This is a genomic window from Ensifer sp. Root1252 (genome assembly GCF_001425885.1).
In the GTDB taxonomy this organism is placed as follows: Bacteria; Pseudomonadota; Alphaproteobacteria; order Rhizobiales; family Rhizobiaceae; genus Ensifer; species Ensifer canadensis.
On sequence record NZ_LMDT01000045.1, the window covers coordinates 282,463 to 304,379 of the forward strand.

The following is a 21,917-nucleotide window of genomic DNA, read 5'->3' on the forward strand; positions in this document are numbered from 1 at the left end:
GATGATGCCAACGGATGCGATGAACGGATTGGTGCATCAGTGGGGTATCGTCGCGCGAAAAGCTACGGTGATTAAGTCCCCGAAGCACTTGGCTTCGGGGAAGTCTGCTGAAAAGCCAACAGCCGGCAAGTCGCAACCGTGATGATCGCACGGCAGCAGCAAGGGCCGCTCACCATTCCAGCTCCAACTGTGGGCGGCCGTTGGACGTCTTCTCGATCGTGCGCCCGGTCTCGTCGACCGTCGCGGTCACCCGCTGGCGAAACGCGGAGAAACTCTCGAAGGTAACGACATCGACCGGCTCGTCGAATTTCATCGTCAACCGGTAGCGCCCCGGCTGGGCCGTCAGCGCCTGCACTGAAAGGATTTCGCCTTCGAAGGGCTGACCGAGATAAAGGCCCTTCACCCGCGAGCCGAGCATCCAGGGATTGAACGGCGGCCGATTGCCGGCGGCAGCGTGAAGCGTGTTCCAATCGCGGTAGCCATATTGGGCGGCGACCAGTTCGAGGGAACGGGAGTGGTTGATATTCTCGCCTTCGCAGGATAGCCGCGATCGCAGGCGTTTCGCCTGGTCCTTGAGGGCATCGAGCGATGGTAGCGTGTTTGATCCGCGCATCATGACAGGGTCTCCTGCTGCGGCATGCATTATCAGAGATGGGAGCCCGCATTGCCACCGGTTCGCATGCCGTTTCGGCTGACCGTGTCTGAAAGAAGGGCTTCACCAAAGCATGACGCTCGCGGACGGCAGGGGCCCTTGCCCTCCGCGTCCATTAGGGCCAGCGACCTGAACTGTCAAATCCGGCGTTTTGCCTTGCCGACGAAGAAAAAGAGCGGATAACATGTCTGGGGGTCATCAGCTCATCGTCTCAAGACGAGACGCAGCACCTATTGCGCCTATCTCTACCGCGCAAAACGCAGGCGCTGACGGCATCGCTGCTGCTCGGGCCGGAGAGGAAGCCTCAACTCGAAGTCGATTACCCCCACTCCCTCCAGCGCGAGACCGATCCCGAGAAGGACCATCGCGTCGATCTCGTCGTCGCGCGCTCGGTGGATCTTTCTGAACGCATTCTGGCGGTTGCTCCGACGCCAAAGGTGTGAGACAGATTCGCCCTGCACACCGGAGTGTCCCATGGGCGGTACAACCATCCTCGCATTCGCCTTTGTCGCTTTCATCGGTATCGCCACGCCGGGCCCGACCGTGCTGTTGGCGCTGACCAACGGTTCGCGCTACGGCATCAAGCGTGCGCTTGTGGGCATGATCGGCGCCGTTCTCTCGGATTTCGTGCTGATCGGCGCGGTGGCGCTGGGTCTCGGCGCGCTACTCGCTGCCTCGGAATTCTGGTTTACGGTCGTCAAATGGCTCGGCGCCGCCTATCTCGCCTTTCTCGGCGTCATGCTGTTGCGGTCGAAGGGAACGCTCGATGTCGCCATCGACAAAGGCGCCGCCGACGTCGCGACGCCTGCGATTTTTCTGAAGAGCTTTCTGGTCGCCGTCACCAACCCGAAGGGTTATCTCTTCTTCTCGGCCTTCCTGCCGCAGTTCATTGACCTCGCCTTGCCGCAGGCGCCGCAATACGCAGTACTTGCCTTGGTCTTCGCCGCTGTCGATTTTGCCGTGATGCTCGGTTACGCGCTACTCGGCTCCCAGGCGGCTCGTTTTCTCAAGCATTCCGGGGCCGTCTGGCTCGAGCGTATCTGTGGCGGCGCCCTGCTTGCCCTTGCCGGTTCCCTCGCTTTCTATCGCCGCGCCACAAACTGACATGCTGTTCCGCAAGGCCATTCTCTACCAGATCGCCAAGGGCGACGTGACACTGGCCTTTCGGCGCTGGACCAGGCCAACAGTCAAGGCCGGCGGCAGCCTGCGCACAGCGGCCGGCATATTGTCGATCGACGCGATCGAGACCACCGAGGCCGAAGACATCAGCATAGAGGACGCACGTCGCGCCGGGTTCCCGACGCGTGAGGCATTGCTCGCCGAACTCGACGGCAGGCCCGATGGCACGCTTTACCGCATCGCCTTCCACCGCGCGGGCGACGATCCGCGTCTGTCCTTGCGCGATGACGCGACGCTTGCGAAATCCGACTGGGCCAAGATTGCCGCCAGGCTCGTCCGCTTTGACGAGGCCGCCGGTCAGATCTGGGCCGAAGCGACACTCCGCCTGATTGCTTCGCGCGACGGGATTACCGCCGCCGAGATCGCTGAACAGGTCGGCATGGATAAACTCAAGCTCAAGCCACGCATCCGCAAACTGAAGGAACTAGGGCTGACGGAAAGCCTGACGGTCGGCTATCGGCTGTCGCCGCGCGGACGGTCCTTCCTTAGCCAGGTATGAGCGATGCCAGCCAAGACAAGGGAGAAGACATGATCGGATATACGATGGTCGGAACGACCGATCTCAAACGCGCCGAACGGTTCTACGATCCGCTGATGGCGTTGATCGGTCAGGAGCGCTGCTGGTGCGACGAGCAGGTGGCGTCCTGGGGACGCAAGGATGATGACCGCGCGCCGCGTTTCTTCACCGGCTATCCCTTCGACGGAAATCCCGCCGGCATCGGCAATGGCGCCATGACCGCGTTCCTCGTGCCAAGCGCTGCGATCATCGACCGGCTGTTTGCAACGGCGATGGAACAGGGCGGCAGTGTCGAGGGCGAACCGGGCTTTCGCCCGCAATACGGAGACGGCTTCTACGCCGCCTATGTGCGCGATCCCGATGGCAACAAGCTTGCCTTCGTCTGCTACGACGCGCGACCGTCTGCCACGGAGGCGTGATCTCGGGTTTTTATGACCTGCTCCCCCACCCCTCGCATGAGGCGGATGGGGGAGCAGCGAAAAATCCGCCCCCGCAGGGTTGGAGACGGAAAGAGATCAGGCCGCGCGCCTGACCGGCGGCAGCGCCAACTTGCGGCCATTGGCGACGATGAGGCCGGCAGCGCCCTCGAGCCAGGCATCCCGAAGCTCAAGCGCCAGGAAACGGTTGCGCTCGAACGGACCGGGCATGACCAAATGCTGCGTGCGCGCGGCGAAGAAGCCGAAACGCTCGTAATAGGCGGCATCCCCGACCAGCAGGATCGCGCCGTGACCGCGGTTCTTGGCCTCTTCGATCGCTGCACGCATCAGCATGCCGCCGATGCCCTTGCCTTCATGGGCGGGATCGACTGCCAGCGGACCGAGCAGCAGGGCTGGAATGCTGTGGCCTTCGCGGCTGACGCCGGCCTCGACATTCCACAGGCGAACGGTGCCGATCACGTGACCATCGAGATCGCGGGCGACGAAGGCGAGGCCTTCGGCAGGCACGCGGCCGCTGCGCAGCTTTTCCGACGACTTGCGACGCCGCTCCGGCCCCATCGCCCGATCGAGCAGGTTTTCGCGGGCAACGACGTCACCCGGGTTTTCGTTATCGATAACGAATGTGGACGGCGCGAAAAACGCGCGCAGGGCATCAACAACAGCGGCCATCCGGGCCTCCCGTCATCAAAACCGCTTCAGGCGGCATCTAAGGAAATTGTGAAATGGCGCTCCCGCCCGAGGACGGGAGCAAACCGGATCAGATCACGTAGGACTTCAAGGGCTCGAAGCCGTTGAAGGCGACGGCCGAGTAGGTCGTGGTGTAGGCGCCGGTGCCTTCGATCAGAACCTCGTCGCCGATCGAGAGCGTGATCGGCAGCGGATACATGTTCTTCTCGTACAGCACGTCGGCCGAATCGCAGGTCGGGCCGGCAAGCACGCAGGGCTCCATTTCGTCGCCGTCACGGGCCGTGCGGATCGGGTAGCGGATCGCCTCGTCCATGGTTTCGGCGAGACCGCCGAACTTGCCGATGTCGAGGAACACCCAGCGGTGGCTGTCGTTATCAGACTTCTTCGAAACGAGAACGACTTCCGCCTTGATCACGCCGGCGTTGCCGACCATGCCGCGACCCGGCTCGATGATCGTTTCCGGGATGTGGTTGCCGAAGTGCTTCTTCAGCGCGCCGAAGATCGCCTGGCCGTAGGCTTCAGCGGTCGGCACGTCCTTGAGGTACTTCGTCGGGAAGCCACCGCCCATGTTGACCATCTTGAGCTCGATGCCCTGCTTGGCCAGCTGCACAAAGACGCGCTTGGCATCGGCAAGAGCCGAATCCCAGGCGTCGAGCTTCGTCATCTGCGAACCGACATGGAACGAGACGCCGTAGGAAACGAGGCCATGCTGATGGGCGTAGACGAGCACGTCGACAGCCATCTGCGGGACGCAGCCGAACTTGCGCGACAGCGGCCATTCGGCGCCTTCGCCATCGGTCAGGACGCGGCAGAACACGCGGGCACCAGGGGCGGCACGTGCAACCTTCTCGACTTCCTCATGGCTGTCGACGGCAAAGAGCGACACACCGAGAGCGTGCGCGCGGGCAATGTCGCGCTCCTTCTTGATGGTGTTGCCATAGGAAATGCGCTGGGCGGTCGCACCGGCGTCGAGCGCCATTTCGATTTCAGCGACGGACGCGCAATCGAAGGAGGAGCCCATGCCGGCGAGCAGGCGCAGGATTTCCGGCGCCGGGTTTGCCTTGACGGCGTAATAGATCGAGCTGTCCGGCATCGCGTGGCGGAAGGCCTTGAAATTGTTGCGCACGACGTCGAGGTCGACAACGAGGCAAGGGCCGTCGGGTCGTCGGGTGTTGATGAAGTCGATGATGCGTGCCGTGGTCATGGCCTTATTCCCCTGATCCAAAATGCTCCGCTTTCGCGGAGGACAAAGGGCATACGCGCGAATGCTCTGGAACCAGCCGGTGGAGACCCCGGAACCAAGCATGCGCTCGATGCGCGAACGGTGAATCAAAGCCCGCCTAGGCTTCAATTCGGCTTTGTCTGCCATGGATTGGAGGGGATAACCCAACCGCACTTCCGGCAATGAAGGTGTGCCTCTTCAGTAACCCCGGCTGTTGGAGAGCCGGCAGACACCAGAAAGGCCCGCACCGTCGTTGCTTCAAGATGTCCTCGCATTTCCCGGTTGGCCGGAATAGCGACTGGAGGGGTTAGTTCCAGGTACCTTACCGATACCCTCACCTAATCGAGGGTCGGCGGACACCCACAGGCACGTGCGACTTTGGGCAAGGGCGTAGGTAAGAAAAAACCTTGTCGTAATCAAGAGTTTTTTCGCGGCCGCTGTTGAATTTTTTTCGAGACCGGCAACACTGTCAGTGTTCACGTTTACTGAACAATCGACAGCGACGCAGTGACCGCCACAAATGCTTGAAAGAACTGGATTTATTTTAAGACCTCGCCTATCCGGTCGTCAAAATTCGAAGAGCGGACCGAACCGGCCACAAAGACAGCCGCCGAACAGAGAAACGTGAAAGAAGCATTCGCGGCGAATCAAGGCTCCCGCGACCAGGAAAGACGAAGGAAACACCGGCCATGGACACGCTCACCCGCATCCGCGCCTTCATCGATGTCGTGGACGCCGAAGGGTTTTCGGCCGCCGCCCGCCGCGTCGGCAGGTCGAAGGCGCTCTTGTCGAAATATGTGCGCGAGCTTGAGGACGAACTCGGCGCGCTTCTGCTTAACCGCACGACACGTCAATTCTCGATGACGGAAGCCGGCCACACCTATTATCGCACCGCGTCGGAAATCCTGAAGGAAATCGACAATCTCGCCGATCTCGTGCGCGCCAACAATTCCGACCTCAAGGGCCGGCTGCGCATCACCGCGCCCCGCACTTTCGTCGACGCCGAGATCGGCCAGTCGCTGGTCGATTTCGGCAAGCAGCATCCGGAACTGTCGCTGGAGATCGTTTCGGACGACCGCTTCGTCGACCTCGTCGAAGAGGGCTTCGATGTCGCCATCCGTATCACCCGACTTGAGGATTCGACGCTGATCGCGCGCAAGCTCGACGACTTCCAGGTCCTGATCTGTGCCGCTCCGGACTTCGTGGAGAAGGTCGGGCCGATCGCACATCCGACCGACCTTTCGAAGATCCCCTGCATTCTCGACACCAATGGAAAGTCCTATTCCAACTGGCGCTTCATCGAGCCTGACGGTTCCTCCTTCACCGTTCCCGTCAGTGGCCCGATCGAGGTCAACAGTCCGCTTGCCTCGGTGCGCGCTGCCGTCTCCGGCATCGGTGTGGCGCTGGTTCCCGATTTCATCGCACGGCCCAAGGTTGCCACCGGCGAACTCGTCACGCTCTTTGACGATTTCCTGCCCAGGGACCGCGGCATCTATGCGATCTATCCGCACCGCCGCTACCTGCCGGCCAAAGTGCGCACCCTCGTCGACTACCTGCACGCCTGGTTCCGCAAGCCGCATTGACGCGGCAAGGTCCCAAATCCGTCCCATTTCCAGTACATTGCGGGAACGATTCGAAGGCACTGCTGCGCCCTGACTGAAAGGATTGCCGTTTCATGAGAATTAAGCGCCTCGTCGTGGCCGGCCTTGCCATCCTGCTTGCGCCGACTTTGGCCTTTGCCCATCCGCACATCTTCGCCGAGGCCCGCCTGGAAGTGGCCTCCGACGACAAGGGTGAGGTGAGCGAGCTGAGAAATGTCTGGCGTTTCGACGAGCTATTTTCCGCAAGTGTCGTTCTCGACTTCGACAAGAACTCGAACGCCACGCTCGACCCGGACGAACTGGCGGAAGTCGGCCAGACCGTGCTGGAGTCACTGTCGGAGTACAACTACTACACGACGGCCCTGGAAAACGGCAAATCCATCAAGGTCAGCAAACCTGAGCACATCACCGTCGACTACAAGGACGGCCAGTTGCTGATGATCTTCGCGGTCAAGCCGGCCGAGCCGATGCCGCTCAAGGGCAAGCTCTCCTTCGGCGTCTACGACCCGACCATGTACACGGCCATGGATTTCCCGACCGATGACGACCTGACCGTGGTCGGCGACAAGATCGCCGACTGCGAACACAAGGTCGTCCGCCCTGATCCTGACGAAGTCCTTGCCGAGAACAAGGACACGCTGACCGATGCTTTCTGGAGCGACCCGACCGGCACCGACATGTCGAAGCTCTTTGCAACCAGGATAGAGATCACATGCTGAACACCCGCAGGATCGGCCGCCTGATTGCCGCGACGCTCGTGTTGACCGCTCTGTCGGCCGGCCTTGCCGCGGCGCAATCGCCGCTCGGCATCGGCACTGCCGAACCGTCGTTTCAGACCACCGGCTTTCTCGGCGGCTTCTTTGCCTGGGTGAATGCAGAGCAGCAGGGCTTCTACCGCACGCTGACAGGCTCGCTGAAGGGCATGCGCGAAAACCCCTGGCAGCTCTGGTCGCTGATTGGCCTTTCCTTTGCCTATGGCGTCTTCCATGCCGCCGGCCCCGGCCATGGCAAGGCGGTCATCTCCTCCTACATGATCGCCAACGAGACTGAGCTGAAGCGCGGCGTGCTGCTCTCCTTCATGTCGTCGATCCTGCAGGGGGTCGTCGCCATCCTGCTTGTCGGCGCGGTTTATCTTCTTTTGCGCGGATCCTCGATCAGCATGACTGACGCGACGCGCTCTCTGGAAATTGCCAGCTACGCCCTGATCGCAGCCTTCGGCGGCTGGCTCTTGTTTCGCAAACTGCGCTCGATGATGCGTCCGACGGCTCTCATGGCAACGGCCGGCGGCGGGCATGTTCACGTCGAGCACGAACACGATCATCACGACCATGCCCACCATCGCCATGACCACACGCATCATCACCACGACCATGGCGCCGGCGAAGTCTGCTCCACCTGCGGCCATGCGCATGCGCCGGATCCGTCGATGCTCAAGGGCGATCGCTTCGCCATCAGCGAGGCCTGGTCGGCGATCGTCGCCGTCGGTCTGCGTCCGTGCTCGGGCGCACTGATCGTGCTGTCCTTCGCCTTACTCAACGGCCTTTATCTCGGCGGCATCCTGTCGGTCTTCGCCATGTCGATCGGCACCGCCATCACGGTATCGATCCTGGCGACGCTGGCCGTCACGGCAAAGGGTTTCGCCGTGCGCTACGCGTCAAGCGCCGCATCGGCCGCCCGCGTCTCGAACGGCATCGAGATCGCAGGCGCCCTGCTCGTGATTATTTTGGGACTGGTCTTGCTGGGCGCCGCGCTGCAAGGATAAGGCAGCTATGTGTTCGCCAGGACGTGCGCCGCTTCCGCAAGCCCGCCCCTTTCCCCCACCCCGGGGGAGGTCAACGTACGTCGTGCGTGGAGCCGCCACACGGACACGGTAGATGAATTTCGACACGCTTGAGTTCGAGGAAATCGCCGCCAACCTCGCACGGGCCGGCTGGGCAATCAAATACATCTGGTCCGGTGAAGCCACCGCTTTCAGGCTCTGGCTTTCCGAAACGCACGGGATTGCGGCGACCGACGTTGGAGGCGGCTACTCGTTCTGGGTTGTCGATCACTATTGGGCGCCGCCATCCGGCGCGCGGAATGTCTCTGACGCGTGGTACTCATTCGGCTACCGTCTTGAAGACGACCCAGAGCTAACGCCCGATCAAATCGGCTTCACGCGTGTGCGAAAGAAAAAACGCTATTGAGGAACCAGGCACGCTGTGGACGGGTCTTCCGAGGCAACTCCCTGCACGTCGGCCCCTAGACCTTACCATCACAGCCCGCGCTTGCGCTGATGCCGCGCGCGCAGCCAGAAGATCAGGAAGAAGCCGAGAACGAAGACGACGCCAAAGGCGCCGGCGAGCCACACCGAGATATCGCCAAGCCTCAGCATGATCGACGGTAGCACGAAGAAGCCGACGCCGACGACGGCCAGAATGACGGCCGCGGCGATCGCCGGCGACTTTTCCTTAGGGGCTTGGTTTTCTCTCGTCTTCTCGGGCGCGTTCACGCTCACTCCTTTGGCGCGAGGTCCGCGCGAATATCTTCCAGCCGCCGCTTCTGACGACCATCGGCATCGAAATTATCAGGCGACAGCCAGTTTTCGAATGCGGCATTGAGCAGCGGCCATTCGCTGTCGATCATCGAGAACCAGGCCGTGTCGCGGTTGCCGCCCTTGGATATCATATGCTGGCGGAAAATGCCTTCAAAACTGAAGCCGAGGCGGAGTGCCGTCGTCCGGCTTGGCTCATTCTCGCTGTTGCACTTCCACTCGTAGCGGCGATAGCCGAGATCCTCGAAGACATGCTTGGCCATGAGGTAATGCACCTCGGTCGACAGCGGCGAACGGGCCATCGCCGCACCATGCGCAACGGACCCGACCTCGACGACGCCATTGGCAGGATCGGCGCGCATGTAGTTCGCCATACCGACGACCTTGCCGCTCGCCTTGTCGCGGAACACTTCCGTGACCCAGCCGCCCTTTTCCTGGGCAGTGGTCAGCCAGGTGTCGAAATCGTCGATGCCGCGGAAATCGGCCTGCGCGAAATACTTGAGCAGCGGATTGATGCCCATACCGCCGAGCCCATCCCAGAGGTCCTGCCTGTGCATCGCACGGTCATAGGGTTCAAGCCGGACATAGCGACCCTCGATCGCCACCGGCTTCGGTGCCGGGCATCCCTTCCAGTTGCTCAGATCACGCATCGGCCACCTCTCCGGCTGCAGCAATTCAAAGTGCTATAGCGACCTTTGCGCGTCTGGTAAGACGCGCGGCGCTATCGACTTCGGCATAGGGCAGAGAAGCGGCCGACACAAATTCAAACTGGTGATCAATCCATGAGCGAAATGATCAGGCCGGGACCTTGGCCGACGACACGGTCGCTTCGATATGATCGACCAGCGCATCGGGAAGGCCGAGGCGACCGGCGAGCAGATCGAGATAGCCCCGCTCGGCGCGGCTTTCCGGCTCGATCGTCAGGCGCGACGCGGTATAAACCTCGACGCGCTCTTCCTCGGTCTTCGCAGCGTTGACGATGGCGTCGATATCGACCGGATTGGCCAGCTCGCCCTCGAGGAACGCCGACGCATCGGCCGACAGACCGGACACCGAAAGCTTATCCATGATGTGGCGGCGCTCGACCTCGTCGATATGGCCGTCGGCGCGCGAGGCGGCGATCATGGCGCGCACGAGAATAAGCGCGAAGTCGTGGCTGATCTTTTCCGGCTCGGCGGCAAATCCGGAATCGGTCGGCGGCGGCAAGAGTTCAGGCTGCTTCTGGGCGGTGGGATCGGTGACCGGCGCGTTGCCGGACTGATAGTTCTTGTAGGCCTGATAGCCGAGGCCGGCGATGGCTGCGAGCCCTCCGAGCACGGCCGCATTGCCGGTCAGCTGCCGGCCCGACTTGGTGCCGAGCAGAACGGCGGCGATGGCACCGGTTGCCAGCGGATTGTCCTTGGCGAGTTGCGTAACCTGGCCGGCGCGGTCGCGCACCGAGCCACCCGCTCCCGGCACCTGCGATCCGAGAAACTGGTCCAGCAATTTCTTCGCGTCGAACATGGGGTTTCGCTCCTTGTCGGTTCCAGGCGGATTAAAAACCATGCGGAACAGGGCGCCGCCTGCACCCGCTCCATCAAACCGATTGAGACATAGGAACGTTGCACTGGAAATACAAACTCGCGTTGCGCACGAAAATGGCCGGGCACACGAAAAAGGCCGGACTGACGCCCGGCCTCGAAATTCTCAAGCGATCGGGCGAGCCTCAGCCCTTGAGCGCAAAGGCCTCGGCCGCAAGCTTGGTGATGCCGGCCCAGTCGCCCTTCGTCACCAGATCCTTCGGCGCCACCCACGAGCCGCCGACGCAGATGACGTTCGGCAGCGACAGGTAGTCGCGGGCGTTCGAAAGCGAGATGCCGCCGGTCGGGCAGAAGAAGGTGCCGGCAAGCGGCGACGACAGCGACTTGAGATAGGCAGCGCCACCGGCCTGTTCCGCCGGGAAGAACTTCATGACGTCGTAGCCTTCTTCGCGCAGGCCCATGACTTCGCTGGCGGTCGCAGCACCCGGGAGCAACGGGGCGTCGTGGTCGTTGGCAACGTCGATCAGCTCCTGCGTCGTGCCCGGGCTGACGATGAACTGCGAACCGGCTTCGATCGCCGCCTCGAACTGGGCGGCATTGAGGATGGTGCCGGCACCGGCAACCGCACCCTCGACCTCGTTGGTAACGGCGCGGATCGCTTCGAGCGCCGCGGGCGTGCGCAAGGTGATCTCGATCGCTTTCAGTCCACCGGCGACGAGCGCCCGCGCCAGCGGCACGGCGGTCGCCACATCGTCGATCACCAGAACCGGGACGACCGGCTGCAGTTTGAGGATGGAAAGAAGCTTGTCGGTTTTCGCACTCATGCAGATCGTCCTTTTAAAACGATTGAATATGCGTTCCGCATACTCCGCCTGCTGCCGCTTGTCGAGGCCGAACACCAAGCCGGTTCACCATTCATACATAAGCAAAAAAGAAAATAACTTCGACAACAAAGAGATGCTTGAGCCTTGCCCGTAAAACGATAGTTTGATGACATCGACCCTCTCGAAATGCGGGATACCCATGGCGAAGGAGATAGAGCGCAAGTTCCTGGTGGCCTCCGACGGTTGGCGGGAGCGTGCCGACAAGGGCACCCAGCTCCGGCAGGCCTATGTCGTCACTATGGACGACCGGTCCGTGCGCGTGCGGATCCACGGCAACAAATGGGCGCGGCTGACAATCAAGATCGGCAAGTCGGCGCTGGTCCGCAATGAATACGAATATGATCTGCCGATGGACGACGCCAGCGAAATGCTGACCCAGGCAGTGGGCGTCGTTATCGAGAAACGGCGCTACCGGGTGCCGCACAAGGGCTTTGTGTGGGAGGTCGACGTCTACGAAGGCGCACTTGAGGGGCTCGTCGTCGCCGAGGTCGAGATGAAGCGGGAGACCGATCTGCCCGCACTTCCCGACTGGCTGGGACCGGAGATCACCGGGGACCGGCGCTATTCCAACCAGGCGCTCGCCACCAACGGGCCTGTGGAAGAACAAGCATGAGCTACGCCTTCCGCCCAGGCGGGGCCTTCACCGACGATTTCAAAAATGTCGGCGCCGAACAATTCGAGCAGGCGATCGAGGTCCTGCGGCTGCGCCCTGATGGCGTGCACGAGGCAATCCACGACGCCCGCAAGTGTTTCAAGCGCCTGCGTGCACTCTATCGGCTCATCGCCTCCGACGCGCCGCTGTTTCAAAAACAGGAGAATGCCCGCATTCGCAACATGGCGCGCAATCTCTCGGCTGTCAGGGACGCCGCCGCGCTCGTCGAAAATGCCCGCTATCTGCATGAGGGCGCCCGTAGCGACGACGAGGAGAAGGCGCTCGACCGCGTCTGCTCGCGACTGGCCGAGCGACGCGACCGGATTGCCGCCGGCCAAACCGATATCGAGGACAGGATCGCAGCCACCATCGTCAATTGCGAACAGGCCATGGCGGCGCTTGCCCATGTCTCCTTCGACGACCGTCGCCGCAAGACGGCCGACCGGCTGGCGAAGGGCTGGCGGCGCACGTTGAAGCGCGCTGCCCGCGCCGTTGAGGCCTGCCAGGCAAGCACCGAGGCCGCCGCCTTCCACGAGTTGCGCAAGCGCGCGCAGGATTATCGCATGCACCTTGCCTTGATGCGTGAGGCCTGGCCCTCGGCGATGCAGGCAAAACGCCTGGATGCCAAAGCGCTGGTCGAAATTCTCGGCCACCTCAACGACCTCGACGTCATGACCTCGCTCGTCAACGAGGATCCAGGCCTTGCCGGCGACAGCCAGGATCAGGCTCATCTGATCTCCGCTGTCATCGCTCGCCAGGAAAGCCTGCGCTTAGAGGCGCTGGATCGCGCAGCCAACGTCTTTCTCGATGCGCCGGATGTCGAGAGCCGGACCATCCGGCTCCTTTGGCTGGAGGCCAGTCGCTAGCCGCCGGCCGCGACAGATGGCCCCTGGAGGGGAGGTCCGGATTGCACTTGCGGCGCGAAAGCTGTATTTGCACGCCCCATGACCGACATTTCAACGACCCCGCGCCCCGAGACGCATGGCCAGTTCATGGTCGCAGCGCTCTATCATTTCGTCGCCTTCCCGCGTTTCGCCGAATTCCGCGAACCGCTGCAGACCGTTTGCGACGAGAATGGCGTCAAGGGAACCCTGCTTCTCGCCCATGAGGGCATCAACGGCACGATCGCCGGCACCGACGCCGGCATCACGGCGGTGCTTTCCTATCTGCGCTCGCAGCCGGAATTTTCGGGCCTGGAGCACAAGGAAAGCCGTGCTTCCTCGATGCCGTTCCTGCGCATGAAGGTGCGGCTGAAAAAGGAAATCGTCACCATGGGCGTCAACAACATCGACCCCAACAAGATCGTCGGCACCTATGTCGATCCCAAGGATTGGAACGCGCTGATCTCCGATCCCGAAACGATCGTCATCGACACGCGCAACGACTACGAGACCGCGATCGGCATATTCAAGGGCGCGGTCGATCCGCAGACCAAGACCTTCCGCGAGTTTCCAGACTGGGTGCGCAACAATGCCGGCCTGCACAACAAGCCGAAGATCGCCATGTATTGCACCGGCGGCATCCGCTGCGAGAAGGCGACCGCCTTCATGAAGGAGCAGGGCTTCGACGAGGTCTTCCACCTCAAGGGCGGCATCCTGAAGTATCTCGAAGAGGTGCCGCAGGAGGAAAGCCTCTGGGAAGGCGCCTGCTTCGTCTTCGACGACCGCGTGTCGGTCACGCACGGGCTTGAAGAGGGCGAGCACACGCTCTGCCACGCCTGCCGCCAGCCGCTGACCCCGGCCGACCTCGCCTCCCCGCACCACGAGGAAGGCGTGTCCTGCATCCATTGCCACGAAGTCCGCACCGACGAGGACCGCGAGCGTTACCGCCAGCGGCAACGCCAGATCACGCTTGCCAAAAAGCGCGGCGAGAAACATCTCGGAAGCTGAAGCGGCTGTCGAAGAAGTCGCGCCGCATCCGCCTGCCGGCACCTTCTCCCCGCAAGCGGGGCGAAGGGAGATGCCGCGCCATCCGTATCCCAAAGAACCGCCCATTCACATCAAGTCAGTATTTTCCGTAACGGAACCGCCGGCAACCCTGCACCCGGGCCACGTACCCTCTCCCCGCATGCGGCGAGAGGGTTAGAGCGAGGGGCAAATCTTGCTGTCTCGCCTCTAGCCCGGCAGCGCCTCGCATTCCTGCAGGGCCATCGCCGCCCGATCCCATTTGGGCCGGCTGCGCGTGAAGATCGCATCCGTTGGCGTGAACTCGGAGAGATCGTCAAGCGTGCCGGCATAGACCGTCAGTCGACCATCATCCGGCAGGCCACTTCCAAAAACCTGGCTGCCGCAGGTCTCGCAGAAATGGCGGATGGAAATGTTGCCATTCGCAGCAATGGTCTGGTAGCCGCGACAAGACCCCGTCGCAATCACATCCGAACGATCGAAAATCATGTAGCAGCAATGCCCGGTACCGGTGATCCGCTGGCAATCGCGACAATGGCAAAAGCCGGAATAGGACGGCGACCGCTTCGCCTCATACCGTATGGCGCCGCAGTGACATCCACCCTTCATGCCGGCCTCCTCCTGTGATTGCAGAGGAGATAGCGCGCCGCAGCCAGCATTCAAAAGAAAACCGCGCGCCGGGGTACGGCGCGCGGTTCGATATCGGGTTTCTACGGGCTGGAAATTACCAGCTCGGGATCAGCGCGCCCTTGAAGGTCTCGTTGATGAAGGTCTTCACCTTTTCGTCGTGGTAGGCTTCGACGAGCGTCTTCACCCAGGGCGCGTCCTTGTCGGCGGTGCGCACGGCAATGACGTTGGCGTAGGGCGACTTCTCGCCTTCGATGGCGATGGCGTCTTCCTTCGGATGCAGGTCGGCCTCGAGCGCGTAGTTGGTGTTGATCACTGCTGCGTCGACATCGGCGAGCGAGCGCGGAAGCTGGGCCGCATCCAGTTCGGCAAATGTGATGTTCTTCGGGTTTTCTGTGATGTCGGATGGGGTCACCTTCAGGCCGACTTCCGGCTTGACCTTGATGAGACCCTTGGACGCGAGCACGAGCAGCGCGCGGCCACCATTGGTCGGATCGTTCGGGATGCCGATCGTCGCGCCATCCTTCAGCTCGTCGAGGTTCTTCACCTTGCTCGAATAGACGCCCATCGGCGTGGTGATGGTGGTGCCGACGCTGACGATATCGAAACCGCGATCGGCGATCTGGTTGTCGAGGTAAGGCTGGTGCTGGAACGAATTTGCGTTGAGGTCGCCGTCGGCAAGCGCCTGGTTCGGAACGACGTAATCGGAGAATTCGAGGATCTCGATGTCGAGGCCCTTGGGCGCCGCGACTTCCTTCACCTTCTCCATGATCTGGGCGTGCTCGCCCGGCGTCACGCCAACCTTGATGGTTTCGGCCAGTGCGGTACCGGCCGTAAGGGCTGCGATTGCCGCAGCAATGATGAGCTTCTTCATGGGTATCTCCTTGTTGGTGATTTGAATGTCCTGGGAAATCAGTTCTTGCGGCTACGCCTGTCGAAGTGGCGTGCCAGTCCGTCGCCGGCACTCTGCACCAGCTGCACCAGCACGATGAGCACGATGACGACGACGAGCATCACGTCGGGCATGAAGCGCTGGTAACCGTAGCGGATGCCGAGATCGCCGAGCCCGCCGCCGCCGACCGCGCCGACCATGGCGGAGTAACCAATGAGGCTGACGGCTGTCATGGTCAGCGCCATCGTCAGCGCCGGGCGGGCCTCCGCGAGCAGAACCTTGAAGACGATCTGCATCGGCGTGGCACCCATGGCACGGGCCGCCTCGATCAGTCCCTTGTCAATCTCGCGGATCGCCGCCTCCACCAGACGTGCAACGAAGGGAATGGTCGCGATCGTCAGCGGCACGATCGCCGCCTTGGTGCCGATCGACGTTCCGGTGAGAAGCCGGGTGAAGGGAATGATGGCAACGACCAGGATGATGAACGGGGTCGAGCGCGCCGCATTGACGATCAGCCCGACGATGCGGTTGATCGTCGGTGCCGGAAAGAGTTCGCCCTTGCCGCTGGTCGCCAGGAATATGCCGATCGGCAAGCCGATCAGTGAGCCGATCAGGCCGGCGGCCGCGACCATGTAGAGTGTGTCGAGCGTGGCACCCCAGATCTTTAACAGGATATCAGGCGACATAGCCGAGCACCTCCGTGACCAGACCGTTTTCAGTGAAGAAGCGTTCGGCACGGCCTGCGGTTTCCGCATCCGCGCCATAGGCGACGACCAGCGAGCCGTAGGGCCGGCCGCCGATCTCGTCGATCGTTCCGGCGATGATGTTGACCTCGGCGCCGACCGACTTGATCAGCTGCGAAATCAGCGGCCGTTCTGCCGCCGCGCCAAAGAAGGTCAGGCGCACGACGGCGCGGTCGCCGACGGCAGCCTGCGGCTTCAGCGCGCGGGACACTGCGTCGGGCAGCTTCGAGCCCGGCAGGCCGGAGAGCATCGCCCGTGTCGTCTCGTGCTTCGGATGGGTGAAGACATCGAAGGTGTGGCCGCGTTCGACAATGCGGCCGTGATCGATGACGGCGACATCGGAGGTGACCGCCTTCACCACTTCCATCTCGTGGGTGATGAGCAGCACGGTCAGGCCGAGATCGGCATTGATGCGCTTCAACAGTTCCAGGATCGATTGCGTCGTCTCGGGATCGAGCGCCGATGTCGCTTCGTCCGACAAAAGCAGCTTCGGCTCGGTCGCAAGCGCCCGGGCGATGCCGATCCGCTGCTTCTGGCCGCCGGAAAGCTCGGAGGGGTAACGGCCATGCTTGTCGGCAAGCCCGACAAGGTCGAGCAGCGGGCGCACGCGCTTTTCGATGGCTCCCTTGTCCATGCCGGCGATTTCGAGCGGCAGCGCCACATTGCCGAACACGGTACGCGACGACAGCAGATTGAAATGCTGGAAGATCATGCCGACCGAGCGGCGCAACGTGCGAAGACCCGCCTCGTCGAGCGCGCCGACATCGACGCCGTCGACGAGCACCTTGCCGCCCGTCGGCTTCTCCAGCCCGTTGACCAGGCGGATCAGCGTCGACTTGCCGGCGCCGGAGCGGCCGATGATACCGGTGATCGAGCCGCGGCCGACCGAAAGGGAGACGTTGTCGAGCGCGGTAAAGCCGCCGCTCTTGCCGGACGCTGCGAAATGCTTGGAAACGCCGTCGAAGATGACGGCGGCATCGCCGGGCGCCGGTGCTTTATAGGCGGAAACGCTCATCGTTCGGATACCCCCGAAAGAGGCGTTATCGTTATGGACGGGTACATAGGTGCTCTCGGATGCTCGAAACTCAAAATCCCGGACTCGGGGCGCGGGATGGAAGGCGCGTCTTGTCAGGCCGACATTCGACAACGCATTCGGAACAGGGAGCACTTCTCTAGCATTAGCCAACCGGTGAGTTCAACGTCGTTGCCGCAGGAAGAACATGCGACATAATCTACGGCCCTTATGGACAATAGATCCCGGCTTTTACAGGTATGATTTTCCGGGTTGCTTCACGTTTGCGGAAAAAACCGCTCTTTCGCAAATGGCGCTGAAAGAAGCCTGCTGCGCACCGGCCCGATAAGCGGGCCGATGCGCACGATCTGCCGATGACGGTCAAACGCCGATGGCGTGAGCGACCGGCGCCAGATGCGGCCAGACTTCGAGTGAGCCGCGATAGATCATGTTGAGTGCCACATAGAGGATGATGGCGAGACCGACATAGGCGATCCAGTGATAGCGGTTGAGCAGCCGGGCGATGAAGCTGGCGGCAATGCCCATCAGCGCGATCGAAAGGATGAGGCCGAAGACGAGGATCGTCGGATGCTCGCGCGCAGCGCCGGCGACCGCCAACACGTTGTCGAGCGACATCGAGACGTCGGCAATGACGATCTGGATGGCTGCCTGAAGGAAGGTCTTTCGCGGCGCCGAATTGGCCCCCTCGCCCTCAAAATCTTCGGCCCCGCCGGCGCGGATCTCGCGCCACATCTTCCAGCAGACCCAGAGAAGCAGAAGGCCACCGGCCAGCAGCAGCCCGATGATATCGAGAAGCTGTACCGTGACGCTGGCAAGCGCGATGCGAAGGACCGTGGCGGCAAGAATGCCGACCAGGATCGCCTTGCGGCGCTGCTCGGTCGGCAGACCGGCGGCTGCAAGGCCGATGACGACGGCATTGTCGCCGGCCAGAACCAGGTCGATGACGATGACCTGCAGAAGCGCCAGCAGCCCGGCAGAGGTGAAGATTTCCATGATCGATAGTCCCCCAGGCGCCCCGCACGCCTATTCGCTGTCGCTAACGCATAGAACAAGGGGCGTTGGCGGATCAAGGGGTTGAGACGGACAGCTTCGCAATACGCACCGGAATGATGGCACTGCGCAGCGCGTTGTTGCTTCAACGGCTATGCAGAGATTGTGGCGGACTTCACAGTTTACTGAGCACAGTTCTCTGATACGAAACACAACAAGACTGAGTCGAAAGGCAGGAGAGCGGATGCGCATCGTTTTGACCGGAAGTTCGGGGCGCATCGGCCGGGCGATCTACAATGCCCTGACGCCCGATCACGACGTGATCGGCATCGACCGCGCGCCTTTTGCGACGACGGAGATCACAGGTGACTTTGTCGACGGTGTCCTCCTGGAACGCGCCATGCAGGGGGCCGATGCCGTCATCCATGCGGCTGCTCTGCATGCGCCACACGTCGATACGATCCCGGACGCGGAATTCGAGCGCGTCAATGTGATGGGCACCCATCTCGTCATTGCCGCGGCTCAAGCCATCGGCGTCCGCCGTATCGTCTTCACCAGCACGACGGCACTGTACGGCCATGCGGTGAAAGAGGGTGCCTGCACCTGGATCACCGAGGAAACGCCACCGCAACCGCACACGATCTACCATCACACCAAGCTTGCCGCCGAGGCTTTGTTGGAAAACGCCGCCGACCGGGCGCTGCATATCCGTGTCCTGCGTATGTCCAGATGTTTTCCGGAGCAGGCCGACCGCATGGCGGCGTATCGGCTGCACCGCGGCATCGACGTCCGCGATGTGGCGGACGCGCATGTGGCGGCGCTCGACAATGACGGGCCTGCCTTTCAGCGGTTCGTCATTTCAGGCGAGCCGGCCTTCCTGCCGACCGATTGCCGGCATCTGGCAAGCGATGCAGCCTCGGTTCTGCGGGAGCGGGCGAGCAAATTTGCTCAGGCCTTTGCCGAGCGCGGCTGGTCGCTGCCGGCATCGATCGACCGTATCTACGATCCGAGTGCCGCCATCGGCGCGCTCGGATGGAAGCCGCGTTTCGGTTTCAAGGAAGTCCTGGCCCAGCTCGACCGCGGCAGCCTCGAGGTGCTGCCGGTGCGCAAAGCGGCCCCAGGGCGCTTCGATTGACAGGACGTCTTGCGCGCCTCAATGGGCGCGCAAGACTGATGACAAAGTCATCCATATGACCTGTTCGACATTCACGTGTCTTGTTGACTCCCAAAGCGCCCTCATTCCTGTGCCTGTCACAGGAATCCAGCCAGCCCAAGTCCTTGGGTTGAAAGATCTGTTGGCCCGACAGACGTCGGGCCGCTGGATCCCCGCTACAAGGGCGAGGATGAGGAGAACAGCATGTTTCGCCCGTCAACCAGGCTATCGCAGTGGTTTGCCATCAACCTGAGCTCTGCACGCCTCAACGGGCGCGCAAGGCACCAGCCATCAGATGTGGTTGCCCGCGGGAAACTCTTCGGCCAATGACTTGTACCAGTGGCCGCTCTTCTTGATCGTGCGCACTTGCGTCTCATAGTCCACATGCACGATGCCGAAGCGCATCTTGTAGCCTTCGGCCCACTCGAAATTGTCCATCAGGCTCCAGGCGAAGTAGCCGCGCATGGGGTAGCCCTTGGAAATCAGGTCTGCCGTCACCGACAGGTGCTCGGCGATGTAGTCGAGCCGCGGCTGGTCGTCGACCGCACCATTTTCGACGCCCATGTTGTAGCAGGCGCCATTCTCGGTGATGTAGCAATCGGGCAGGTCGTAGCGGGCGTTAAGCGTCTCCACCAGTTGGCCGAGCGCCGGCGCATAGACCTCCCAGCCGATATCCGTCTTCACGTCGCTGACCGGCTTGGCGTTGATCGTCGCGGGATATTCGGCACCGGCGGCAGCATCATCACTGACGCGCATTGGCGTGTAGTAGTTAAGGCCCCACCAATCGAGCGGCCGCGAAATCGTTTCCATGTCGCCGTCTTCGATATCGGGCATGCGATGGCCGAGCGCGCTCATGAAGCTTTCGGGATACTCGCCCTTGAAGATCGGACCGAAGAAGACGCCGTTGTGGAAATCGAAGGCGCGCTCAGCGGCCGCCTTGTCGGCAGCAGCGTCGCTGCCGGGATAGACCGAATGAGCGTTGATAACGATGCCGGCTGGCAGGTTCGGCCGCTCCGAGCGGATGGCGTCGACGCCGAGGCCATGTGCCAGGTTGGTGAAATGCAGCGCGTGCAGCGCCGCGTCCATGTTGCGCTCGCCCGGCGCGTGAATGCCGTAGAGATGGCTGAGCCACACCGAGCACCAGGGCTCGTTGAAGGTCGCGATCGCGTCGAGCCGGTCGCCGAGCCGAGCGATGACAGTCTTGGCATAACGCTGGAAGGCGTAGGCCGTGGTGCGCGCCGTCCAGCCGCCGTCGCCCATCAGCGCCAGCGGCAGGTCCCAGTGATAAAGCGTGGCGAAGGCCTTGATGTTACGCGCCTTCAGGCCGTCAACGAGACGGTCGTAGAAGTCGAGGCCCTTCTCGTTGATCGGGCCGGTGCCTTCGGGAATGATGCGCGGCCAGGCGATCGAGAACCGGTAGGCCTCGACGCCGAGGCTCTTGATCAGATCGAGATCATCGTCGAGCCTGTTGTAGTGATCGCAGGCGATATCGCCATTGTGCCGGCCGAAGACCCGGCCCGGCATGTTGGAGAAGGCATCCCAGATCGATGGCTTGCGCCCGTCCATCTTGGTGGCTCCCTCGATCTGGAAGGAGGCCGTCGCCACTCCGAACACGAAATCGCCCGGGAAACGTTGGGCAAGGGTTTTTGCTTCGATCATCAGCCTGTCTCGTCCTTTGCAGCGGCCCGCATCCGGCGGGCGGCCGCTCACCTTGTGTATTTTCATTCTTGTTGCGGGCGGGCCTAAAGCGACACCGGCAAAAGTCAACTCGCGAAAAAGGGCGAGGCACCCCTCGCCCTGCCCCCCGGCATGCTTTCCGACTACACCTTTACCCATGCGCCGTTTCGTTTTGACGACTGCACGCAGGCATCGACGAAGGCCATGCCCTTCATACCGTAGCCCCCCGGCATGCTTTCCGACTACACCTTTACCCATGCGCCGTTTCGTTTTGACGACTGCACGCAGGCATCGACGAAGGCCATGCCCTTCATACCGTCGTCGATTGTCGGATAGGTGACGGCGGCATCGATCGCCTCGCCCTTTCGTTTGGCGAAGATCGCCCGGGCCGCTTCGGTGTAGATATTGGCAAACCCTTCGAGATAGCCTTCGGGGTGGCCAGAAGGAATGCGGCTGACGCGAGCGGCGGCCGGGCCGGAGCCGGCACCAGCCCGGGTGAGCAGCCGCTTCGGCTCGCCGAACGGCGTGTACCAGAGATAGTTCGGGTCCTTCTGCGTCCATTCGAGCCCACCCTTGGTGCCGTAGACCCGCACCATCAGGCCGTTCTCGTGGCCGGGCGCCACCTGGCTGCACCAKARSAGCCCCTTGGCGCGCTCGCCGTCCTTTTTCTTGAAGCGCATCATCACATGGGCATTGTCGTCGAGCTTTCGGCCGGCAACGAAGCTGTCGAGGTCGGCGGCAAGTTCCTCGAGTTCCAGCCCGGAGACGAAGGCGCCGAGATTATAGGCATGGGTGCCGATGTCGCCGGTCGAGCCGCCGGCGCCGGAGCGGGCCGGATCGGTGCGCCAGGCCGCCTGTTTCTGGCCCGACTGCTCGATATTCTCCGTCAGCCAATCCTGCGGATATTCCATCTGCACCAGCCTGATAGCGCCGATGTCGCCATTTTCGACCATCGCGCGCGCCTGGCGCACCATCGGATAGCCGGTGTAGTTGTGGGTGAGCACGAACAGCGCA

26 protein-coding genes are annotated in these 21,917 nt (G+C 62.3%); 12 read left to right on the forward strand and 14 right to left on the reverse strand.

The features are described 5' to 3' along the window. Positions 1-169: 169 nt before the first annotated feature. Positions 170-616 carry a glyoxalase superfamily protein gene (locus ASD02_RS31665; RefSeq protein ID WP_082523599.1) on the reverse strand — a complete coding sequence of 149 codons (447 nt, stop codon included), beginning with the start codon at positions 614-616 and terminating at the stop codon, positions 170-172. A 269-nt stretch (positions 617-885) separates the two neighbouring features. Between ASD02_RS31665 and ASD02_RS31670 the strand changes: the two genes are divergently transcribed. The 4 genes from ASD02_RS31670 to ASD02_RS31685 are packed head-to-tail and all read left to right on the forward strand — an operon-like array spanning position 886 to position 2,767. Next, positions 886-1,095, forward strand: a complete 210-nt coding sequence (locus ASD02_RS31670) for a hypothetical protein (RefSeq protein WP_038575712.1) — start codon at positions 886-888, stop codon at positions 1,093-1,095. A gap of 31 nt (positions 1,096-1,126) precedes the next feature. After that, positions 1,127-1,756, forward strand: coding sequence for a LysE family translocator (locus tag ASD02_RS31675; RefSeq protein ID WP_025424881.1), 630 nt, complete (start codon positions 1,127-1,129; stop codon positions 1,754-1,756). A gap of 1 nt (position 1,757) precedes the next feature. Then, on the forward strand, positions 1,758-2,330 hold the full coding sequence (locus tag ASD02_RS31680; RefSeq protein WP_057221585.1) for a hypothetical protein: 573 nt from the start codon (positions 1,758-1,760) through the stop codon (positions 2,328-2,330). A 29-nt stretch (positions 2,331-2,359) separates the two neighbouring features. Continuing rightward, positions 2,360-2,767: a VOC family protein gene (locus ASD02_RS31685; RefSeq protein WP_025424883.1), complete on the forward strand. Its 408-nt coding sequence runs from the start codon at positions 2,360-2,362 to the stop codon at positions 2,765-2,767. 96 nt (positions 2,768-2,863) lie between these two features. On the opposite strand, the gene ASD02_RS31690 is transcribed toward ASD02_RS31685, so the two are convergent. Both ASD02_RS31690 and odc2 read right to left on the reverse strand, forming a co-directional pair. Continuing rightward, the gene (locus ASD02_RS31690; RefSeq protein WP_025424884.1) at positions 2,864-3,454 is read right to left on the reverse strand and encodes an N-acetyltransferase; all 591 of its coding nucleotides are present in this window, start codon (positions 3,452-3,454) and stop codon (positions 2,864-2,866) included. A gap of 88 nt (positions 3,455-3,542) precedes the next feature. Beyond that, a complete protein-coding gene (odc2, locus tag ASD02_RS31695; protein WP_025424885.1) occupies positions 3,543-4,676 on the reverse strand; it encodes an ornithine/lysine decarboxylase in 1,134 nt (377 codons plus the stop codon). Between the two features lie 707 nt (positions 4,677-5,383). On the opposite strand from odc2, the gene ASD02_RS31700 reads away from it, so the two are divergent. The 4 genes from ASD02_RS31700 to ASD02_RS31715 all read left to right on the forward strand — a co-directional run bounded on the left by ASD02_RS31700 (position 5,384) and on the right by ASD02_RS31715 (position 8,481). Further along, positions 5,384-6,277 carry a LysR family transcriptional regulator gene (locus tag ASD02_RS31700; protein WP_025424886.1) on the forward strand — a complete coding sequence of 298 codons (894 nt, stop codon included), beginning with the start codon at positions 5,384-5,386 and terminating at the stop codon, positions 6,275-6,277. Between the two features lie 92 nt (positions 6,278-6,369). Beyond that, a complete protein-coding gene (locus ASD02_RS31705) occupies positions 6,370-7,014 on the forward strand; it encodes a DUF1007 family protein (protein WP_057221586.1) in 645 nt (214 codons plus the stop codon). After that, positions 7,008-8,057: a nickel/cobalt transporter gene (locus ASD02_RS31710; RefSeq protein WP_025424888.1), complete on the forward strand. Its 1,050-nt coding sequence runs from the start codon at positions 7,008-7,010 to the stop codon at positions 8,055-8,057. The genes ASD02_RS31705 and ASD02_RS31710 overlap by 7 nt, the downstream gene beginning before the upstream one ends. 112 nt (positions 8,058-8,169) lie before the next feature. Next, on the forward strand, positions 8,170-8,481 hold the full coding sequence (locus ASD02_RS31715) for a hypothetical protein (protein WP_025424889.1): 312 nt from the start codon (positions 8,170-8,172) through the stop codon (positions 8,479-8,481). Positions 8,482-8,549: 68 nt separating this feature from the next. Here the strand turns inward: ASD02_RS31715 and ASD02_RS31720 are convergent, their stop codons facing one another. The 4 genes from ASD02_RS31720 to ASD02_RS31735 form a co-directional block, all read right to left on the reverse strand. Next, positions 8,550-8,786, reverse strand: coding sequence for a hypothetical protein (locus ASD02_RS31720; RefSeq protein ID WP_057207582.1), 237 nt, complete (start codon positions 8,784-8,786; stop codon positions 8,550-8,552). A gap of 2 nt (positions 8,787-8,788) precedes the next feature. Then, positions 8,789-9,478: a GNAT family protein gene (locus tag ASD02_RS31725; protein ID WP_038575716.1), complete on the reverse strand. Its 690-nt coding sequence runs from the start codon at positions 9,476-9,478 to the stop codon at positions 8,789-8,791. 145 nt (positions 9,479-9,623) lie between these two features. Beyond that, positions 9,624-10,331, reverse strand: a complete 708-nt coding sequence (locus tag ASD02_RS31730; protein WP_025424891.1) for a tellurite resistance TerB family protein — start codon at positions 10,329-10,331, stop codon at positions 9,624-9,626. 202 nt (positions 10,332-10,533) lie between these two features. Beyond that, a complete protein-coding gene (locus ASD02_RS31735; RefSeq protein ID WP_057221601.1) occupies positions 10,534-11,172 on the reverse strand; it encodes a 2-dehydro-3-deoxy-phosphogluconate aldolase in 639 nt (212 codons plus the stop codon). A 199-nt stretch (positions 11,173-11,371) separates the two neighbouring features. Between ASD02_RS31735 and ASD02_RS31740 the strand changes: the two genes are divergently transcribed. From ASD02_RS31740 to ASD02_RS31750, 3 genes are all read left to right on the forward strand, one after another. Beyond that, positions 11,372-11,845 (forward strand): CYTH domain-containing protein, encoded by a 474-nt coding sequence (locus tag ASD02_RS31740; RefSeq protein ID WP_025424893.1) that lies wholly within the window; start codon positions 11,372-11,374, stop codon positions 11,843-11,845. Next, the gene (locus ASD02_RS31745; protein WP_025424894.1) at positions 11,842-12,750 is read left to right on the forward strand and encodes a CHAD domain-containing protein; all 909 of its coding nucleotides are present in this window, start codon (positions 11,842-11,844) and stop codon (positions 12,748-12,750) included. The genes ASD02_RS31740 and ASD02_RS31745 overlap by 4 nt, the downstream gene beginning before the upstream one ends. Before the next feature lie 78 nt (positions 12,751-12,828). Continuing rightward, positions 12,829-13,773 carry a rhodanese-related sulfurtransferase gene (locus ASD02_RS31750; protein ID WP_025424895.1) on the forward strand — a complete coding sequence of 315 codons (945 nt, stop codon included), beginning with the start codon at positions 12,829-12,831 and terminating at the stop codon, positions 13,771-13,773. 225 nt (positions 13,774-13,998) lie between these two features. Here ASD02_RS31750 and ASD02_RS31755 read toward each other — a convergent pair whose 3' ends face one another. From ASD02_RS31755 to ASD02_RS31775, 5 genes are all read right to left on the reverse strand, one after another. Beyond that, complete coding sequence (locus tag ASD02_RS31755) at positions 13,999-14,397, reverse strand: GFA family protein (RefSeq protein WP_025424896.1); 399 nt, start codon at positions 14,395-14,397, stop codon at positions 13,999-14,001. 115 nt (positions 14,398-14,512) lie between these two features. Beyond that, the gene (locus ASD02_RS31760; RefSeq protein ID WP_057221587.1) at positions 14,513-15,289 is read right to left on the reverse strand and encodes a MetQ/NlpA family ABC transporter substrate-binding protein; all 777 of its coding nucleotides are present in this window, start codon (positions 15,287-15,289) and stop codon (positions 14,513-14,515) included. A 38-nt stretch (positions 15,290-15,327) separates the two neighbouring features. After that, a complete protein-coding gene (locus tag ASD02_RS31765) occupies positions 15,328-15,993 on the reverse strand; it encodes a methionine ABC transporter permease (RefSeq protein WP_025424898.1) in 666 nt (221 codons plus the stop codon). Then, positions 15,983-17,065, reverse strand: coding sequence for a methionine ABC transporter ATP-binding protein (locus ASD02_RS31770; RefSeq protein WP_025424899.1), 1,083 nt, complete (start codon positions 17,063-17,065; stop codon positions 15,983-15,985). The genes ASD02_RS31765 and ASD02_RS31770 overlap by 11 nt, the downstream gene beginning before the upstream one ends. 378 nt (positions 17,066-17,443) lie before the next feature. Then, complete coding sequence (locus ASD02_RS31775; RefSeq protein WP_025424900.1) at positions 17,444-18,076, reverse strand: TerC family protein; 633 nt, start codon at positions 18,074-18,076, stop codon at positions 17,444-17,446. Between the two features lie 241 nt (positions 18,077-18,317). Here ASD02_RS31775 and ASD02_RS31780 point away from each other — a divergent pair, with 241 nt between their 5' ends. Further along, positions 18,318-19,208, forward strand: coding sequence for an NAD(P)-dependent oxidoreductase (locus ASD02_RS31780; protein WP_057221588.1), 891 nt, complete (start codon positions 18,318-18,320; stop codon positions 19,206-19,208). Positions 19,209-19,517: 309 nt separating this feature from the next. Here ASD02_RS31780 and ASD02_RS31785 read toward each other — a convergent pair whose 3' ends face one another. Both ASD02_RS31785 and ASD02_RS31790 read right to left on the reverse strand, forming a co-directional pair. Further along, positions 19,518-20,885 (reverse strand): GH1 family beta-glucosidase, encoded by a 1,368-nt coding sequence (locus ASD02_RS31785; RefSeq protein ID WP_038576503.1) that lies wholly within the window; start codon positions 20,883-20,885, stop codon positions 19,518-19,520. Between the two features lie 260 nt (positions 20,886-21,145). After that, a partial coding sequence (locus ASD02_RS31790) for a Gfo/Idh/MocA family oxidoreductase (RefSeq protein WP_057258501.1) occupies positions 21,146-21,917 on the reverse strand: 772 nt, incomplete at its 5' end.

Excerpts from the sequence above, each read along its gene's own strand:
- ASD02_RS31665 (WP_082523599.1), bottom strand. The coding sequence starts at position 616 with ATGATGCGCGGATCAAACACGCTACCATCGCTCGATGCCCTCAAGGAC.
- ASD02_RS31675 (WP_025424881.1), top strand. The coding sequence starts at position 1,127 with ATGGGCGGTACAACCATCCTCGCATTCGCCTTTGTCGCTTTCATCGGT.
- ASD02_RS31680 (WP_057221585.1), top strand. The coding sequence starts at position 1,758 with ATGCTGTTCCGCAAGGCCATTCTCTACCAGATCGCCAAGGGCGACGTG.
- ASD02_RS31685 (WP_025424883.1), top strand. The coding sequence starts at position 2,360 with ATGATCGGATATACGATGGTCGGAACGACCGATCTCAAACGCGCCGAA.
- ASD02_RS31690 (WP_025424884.1), bottom strand. The coding sequence starts at position 3,454 with ATGGCCGCTGTTGTTGATGCCCTGCGCGCGTTTTTCGCGCCGTCCACA.
- odc2 (WP_025424885.1), bottom strand. The coding sequence starts at position 4,676 with ATGACCACGGCACGCATCATCGACTTCATCAACACCCGACGACCCGAC.
- ASD02_RS31700 (WP_025424886.1), top strand. The coding sequence starts at position 5,384 with ATGGACACGCTCACCCGCATCCGCGCCTTCATCGATGTCGTGGACGCC.
- ASD02_RS31705 (WP_057221586.1), top strand. The coding sequence starts at position 6,370 with ATGAGAATTAAGCGCCTCGTCGTGGCCGGCCTTGCCATCCTGCTTGCG.
- ASD02_RS31710 (WP_025424888.1), top strand. The coding sequence starts at position 7,008 with ATGCTGAACACCCGCAGGATCGGCCGCCTGATTGCCGCGACGCTCGTG.
- ASD02_RS31715 (WP_025424889.1), top strand. The coding sequence starts at position 8,170 with ATGAATTTCGACACGCTTGAGTTCGAGGAAATCGCCGCCAACCTCGCA.
- ASD02_RS31725 (WP_038575716.1), bottom strand. The coding sequence starts at position 9,478 with ATGCGTGATCTGAGCAACTGGAAGGGATGCCCGGCACCGAAGCCGGTG.
- ASD02_RS31730 (WP_025424891.1), bottom strand. The coding sequence starts at position 10,331 with ATGTTCGACGCGAAGAAATTGCTGGACCAGTTTCTCGGATCGCAGGTG.
- ASD02_RS31735 (WP_057221601.1), bottom strand. The coding sequence starts at position 11,172 with ATGAGTGCGAAAACCGACAAGCTTCTTTCCATCCTCAAACTGCAGCCG.
- ASD02_RS31740 (WP_025424893.1), top strand. The coding sequence starts at position 11,372 with ATGGCGAAGGAGATAGAGCGCAAGTTCCTGGTGGCCTCCGACGGTTGG.
- ASD02_RS31745 (WP_025424894.1), top strand. The coding sequence starts at position 11,842 with ATGAGCTACGCCTTCCGCCCAGGCGGGGCCTTCACCGACGATTTCAAA.
- ASD02_RS31750 (WP_025424895.1), top strand. The coding sequence starts at position 12,829 with ATGACCGACATTTCAACGACCCCGCGCCCCGAGACGCATGGCCAGTTC.
- ASD02_RS31755 (WP_025424896.1), bottom strand. The coding sequence starts at position 14,397 with ATGAAGGGTGGATGTCACTGCGGCGCCATACGGTATGAGGCGAAGCGG.
- ASD02_RS31760 (WP_057221587.1), bottom strand. The coding sequence starts at position 15,289 with ATGAAGAAGCTCATCATTGCTGCGGCAATCGCAGCCCTTACGGCCGGT.
- ASD02_RS31765 (WP_025424898.1), bottom strand. The coding sequence starts at position 15,993 with ATGTCGCCTGATATCCTGTTAAAGATCTGGGGTGCCACGCTCGACACA.
- ASD02_RS31770 (WP_025424899.1), bottom strand. The coding sequence starts at position 17,065 with ATGAGCGTTTCCGCCTATAAAGCACCGGCGCCCGGCGATGCCGCCGTC.
- ASD02_RS31775 (WP_025424900.1), bottom strand. The coding sequence starts at position 18,076 with ATGGAAATCTTCACCTCTGCCGGGCTGCTGGCGCTTCTGCAGGTCATC.
- ASD02_RS31780 (WP_057221588.1), top strand. The coding sequence starts at position 18,318 with ATGCGCATCGTTTTGACCGGAAGTTCGGGGCGCATCGGCCGGGCGATC.
- ASD02_RS31785 (WP_038576503.1), bottom strand. The coding sequence starts at position 20,885 with ATGATCGAAGCAAAAACCCTTGCCCAACGTTTCCCGGGCGATTTCGTG.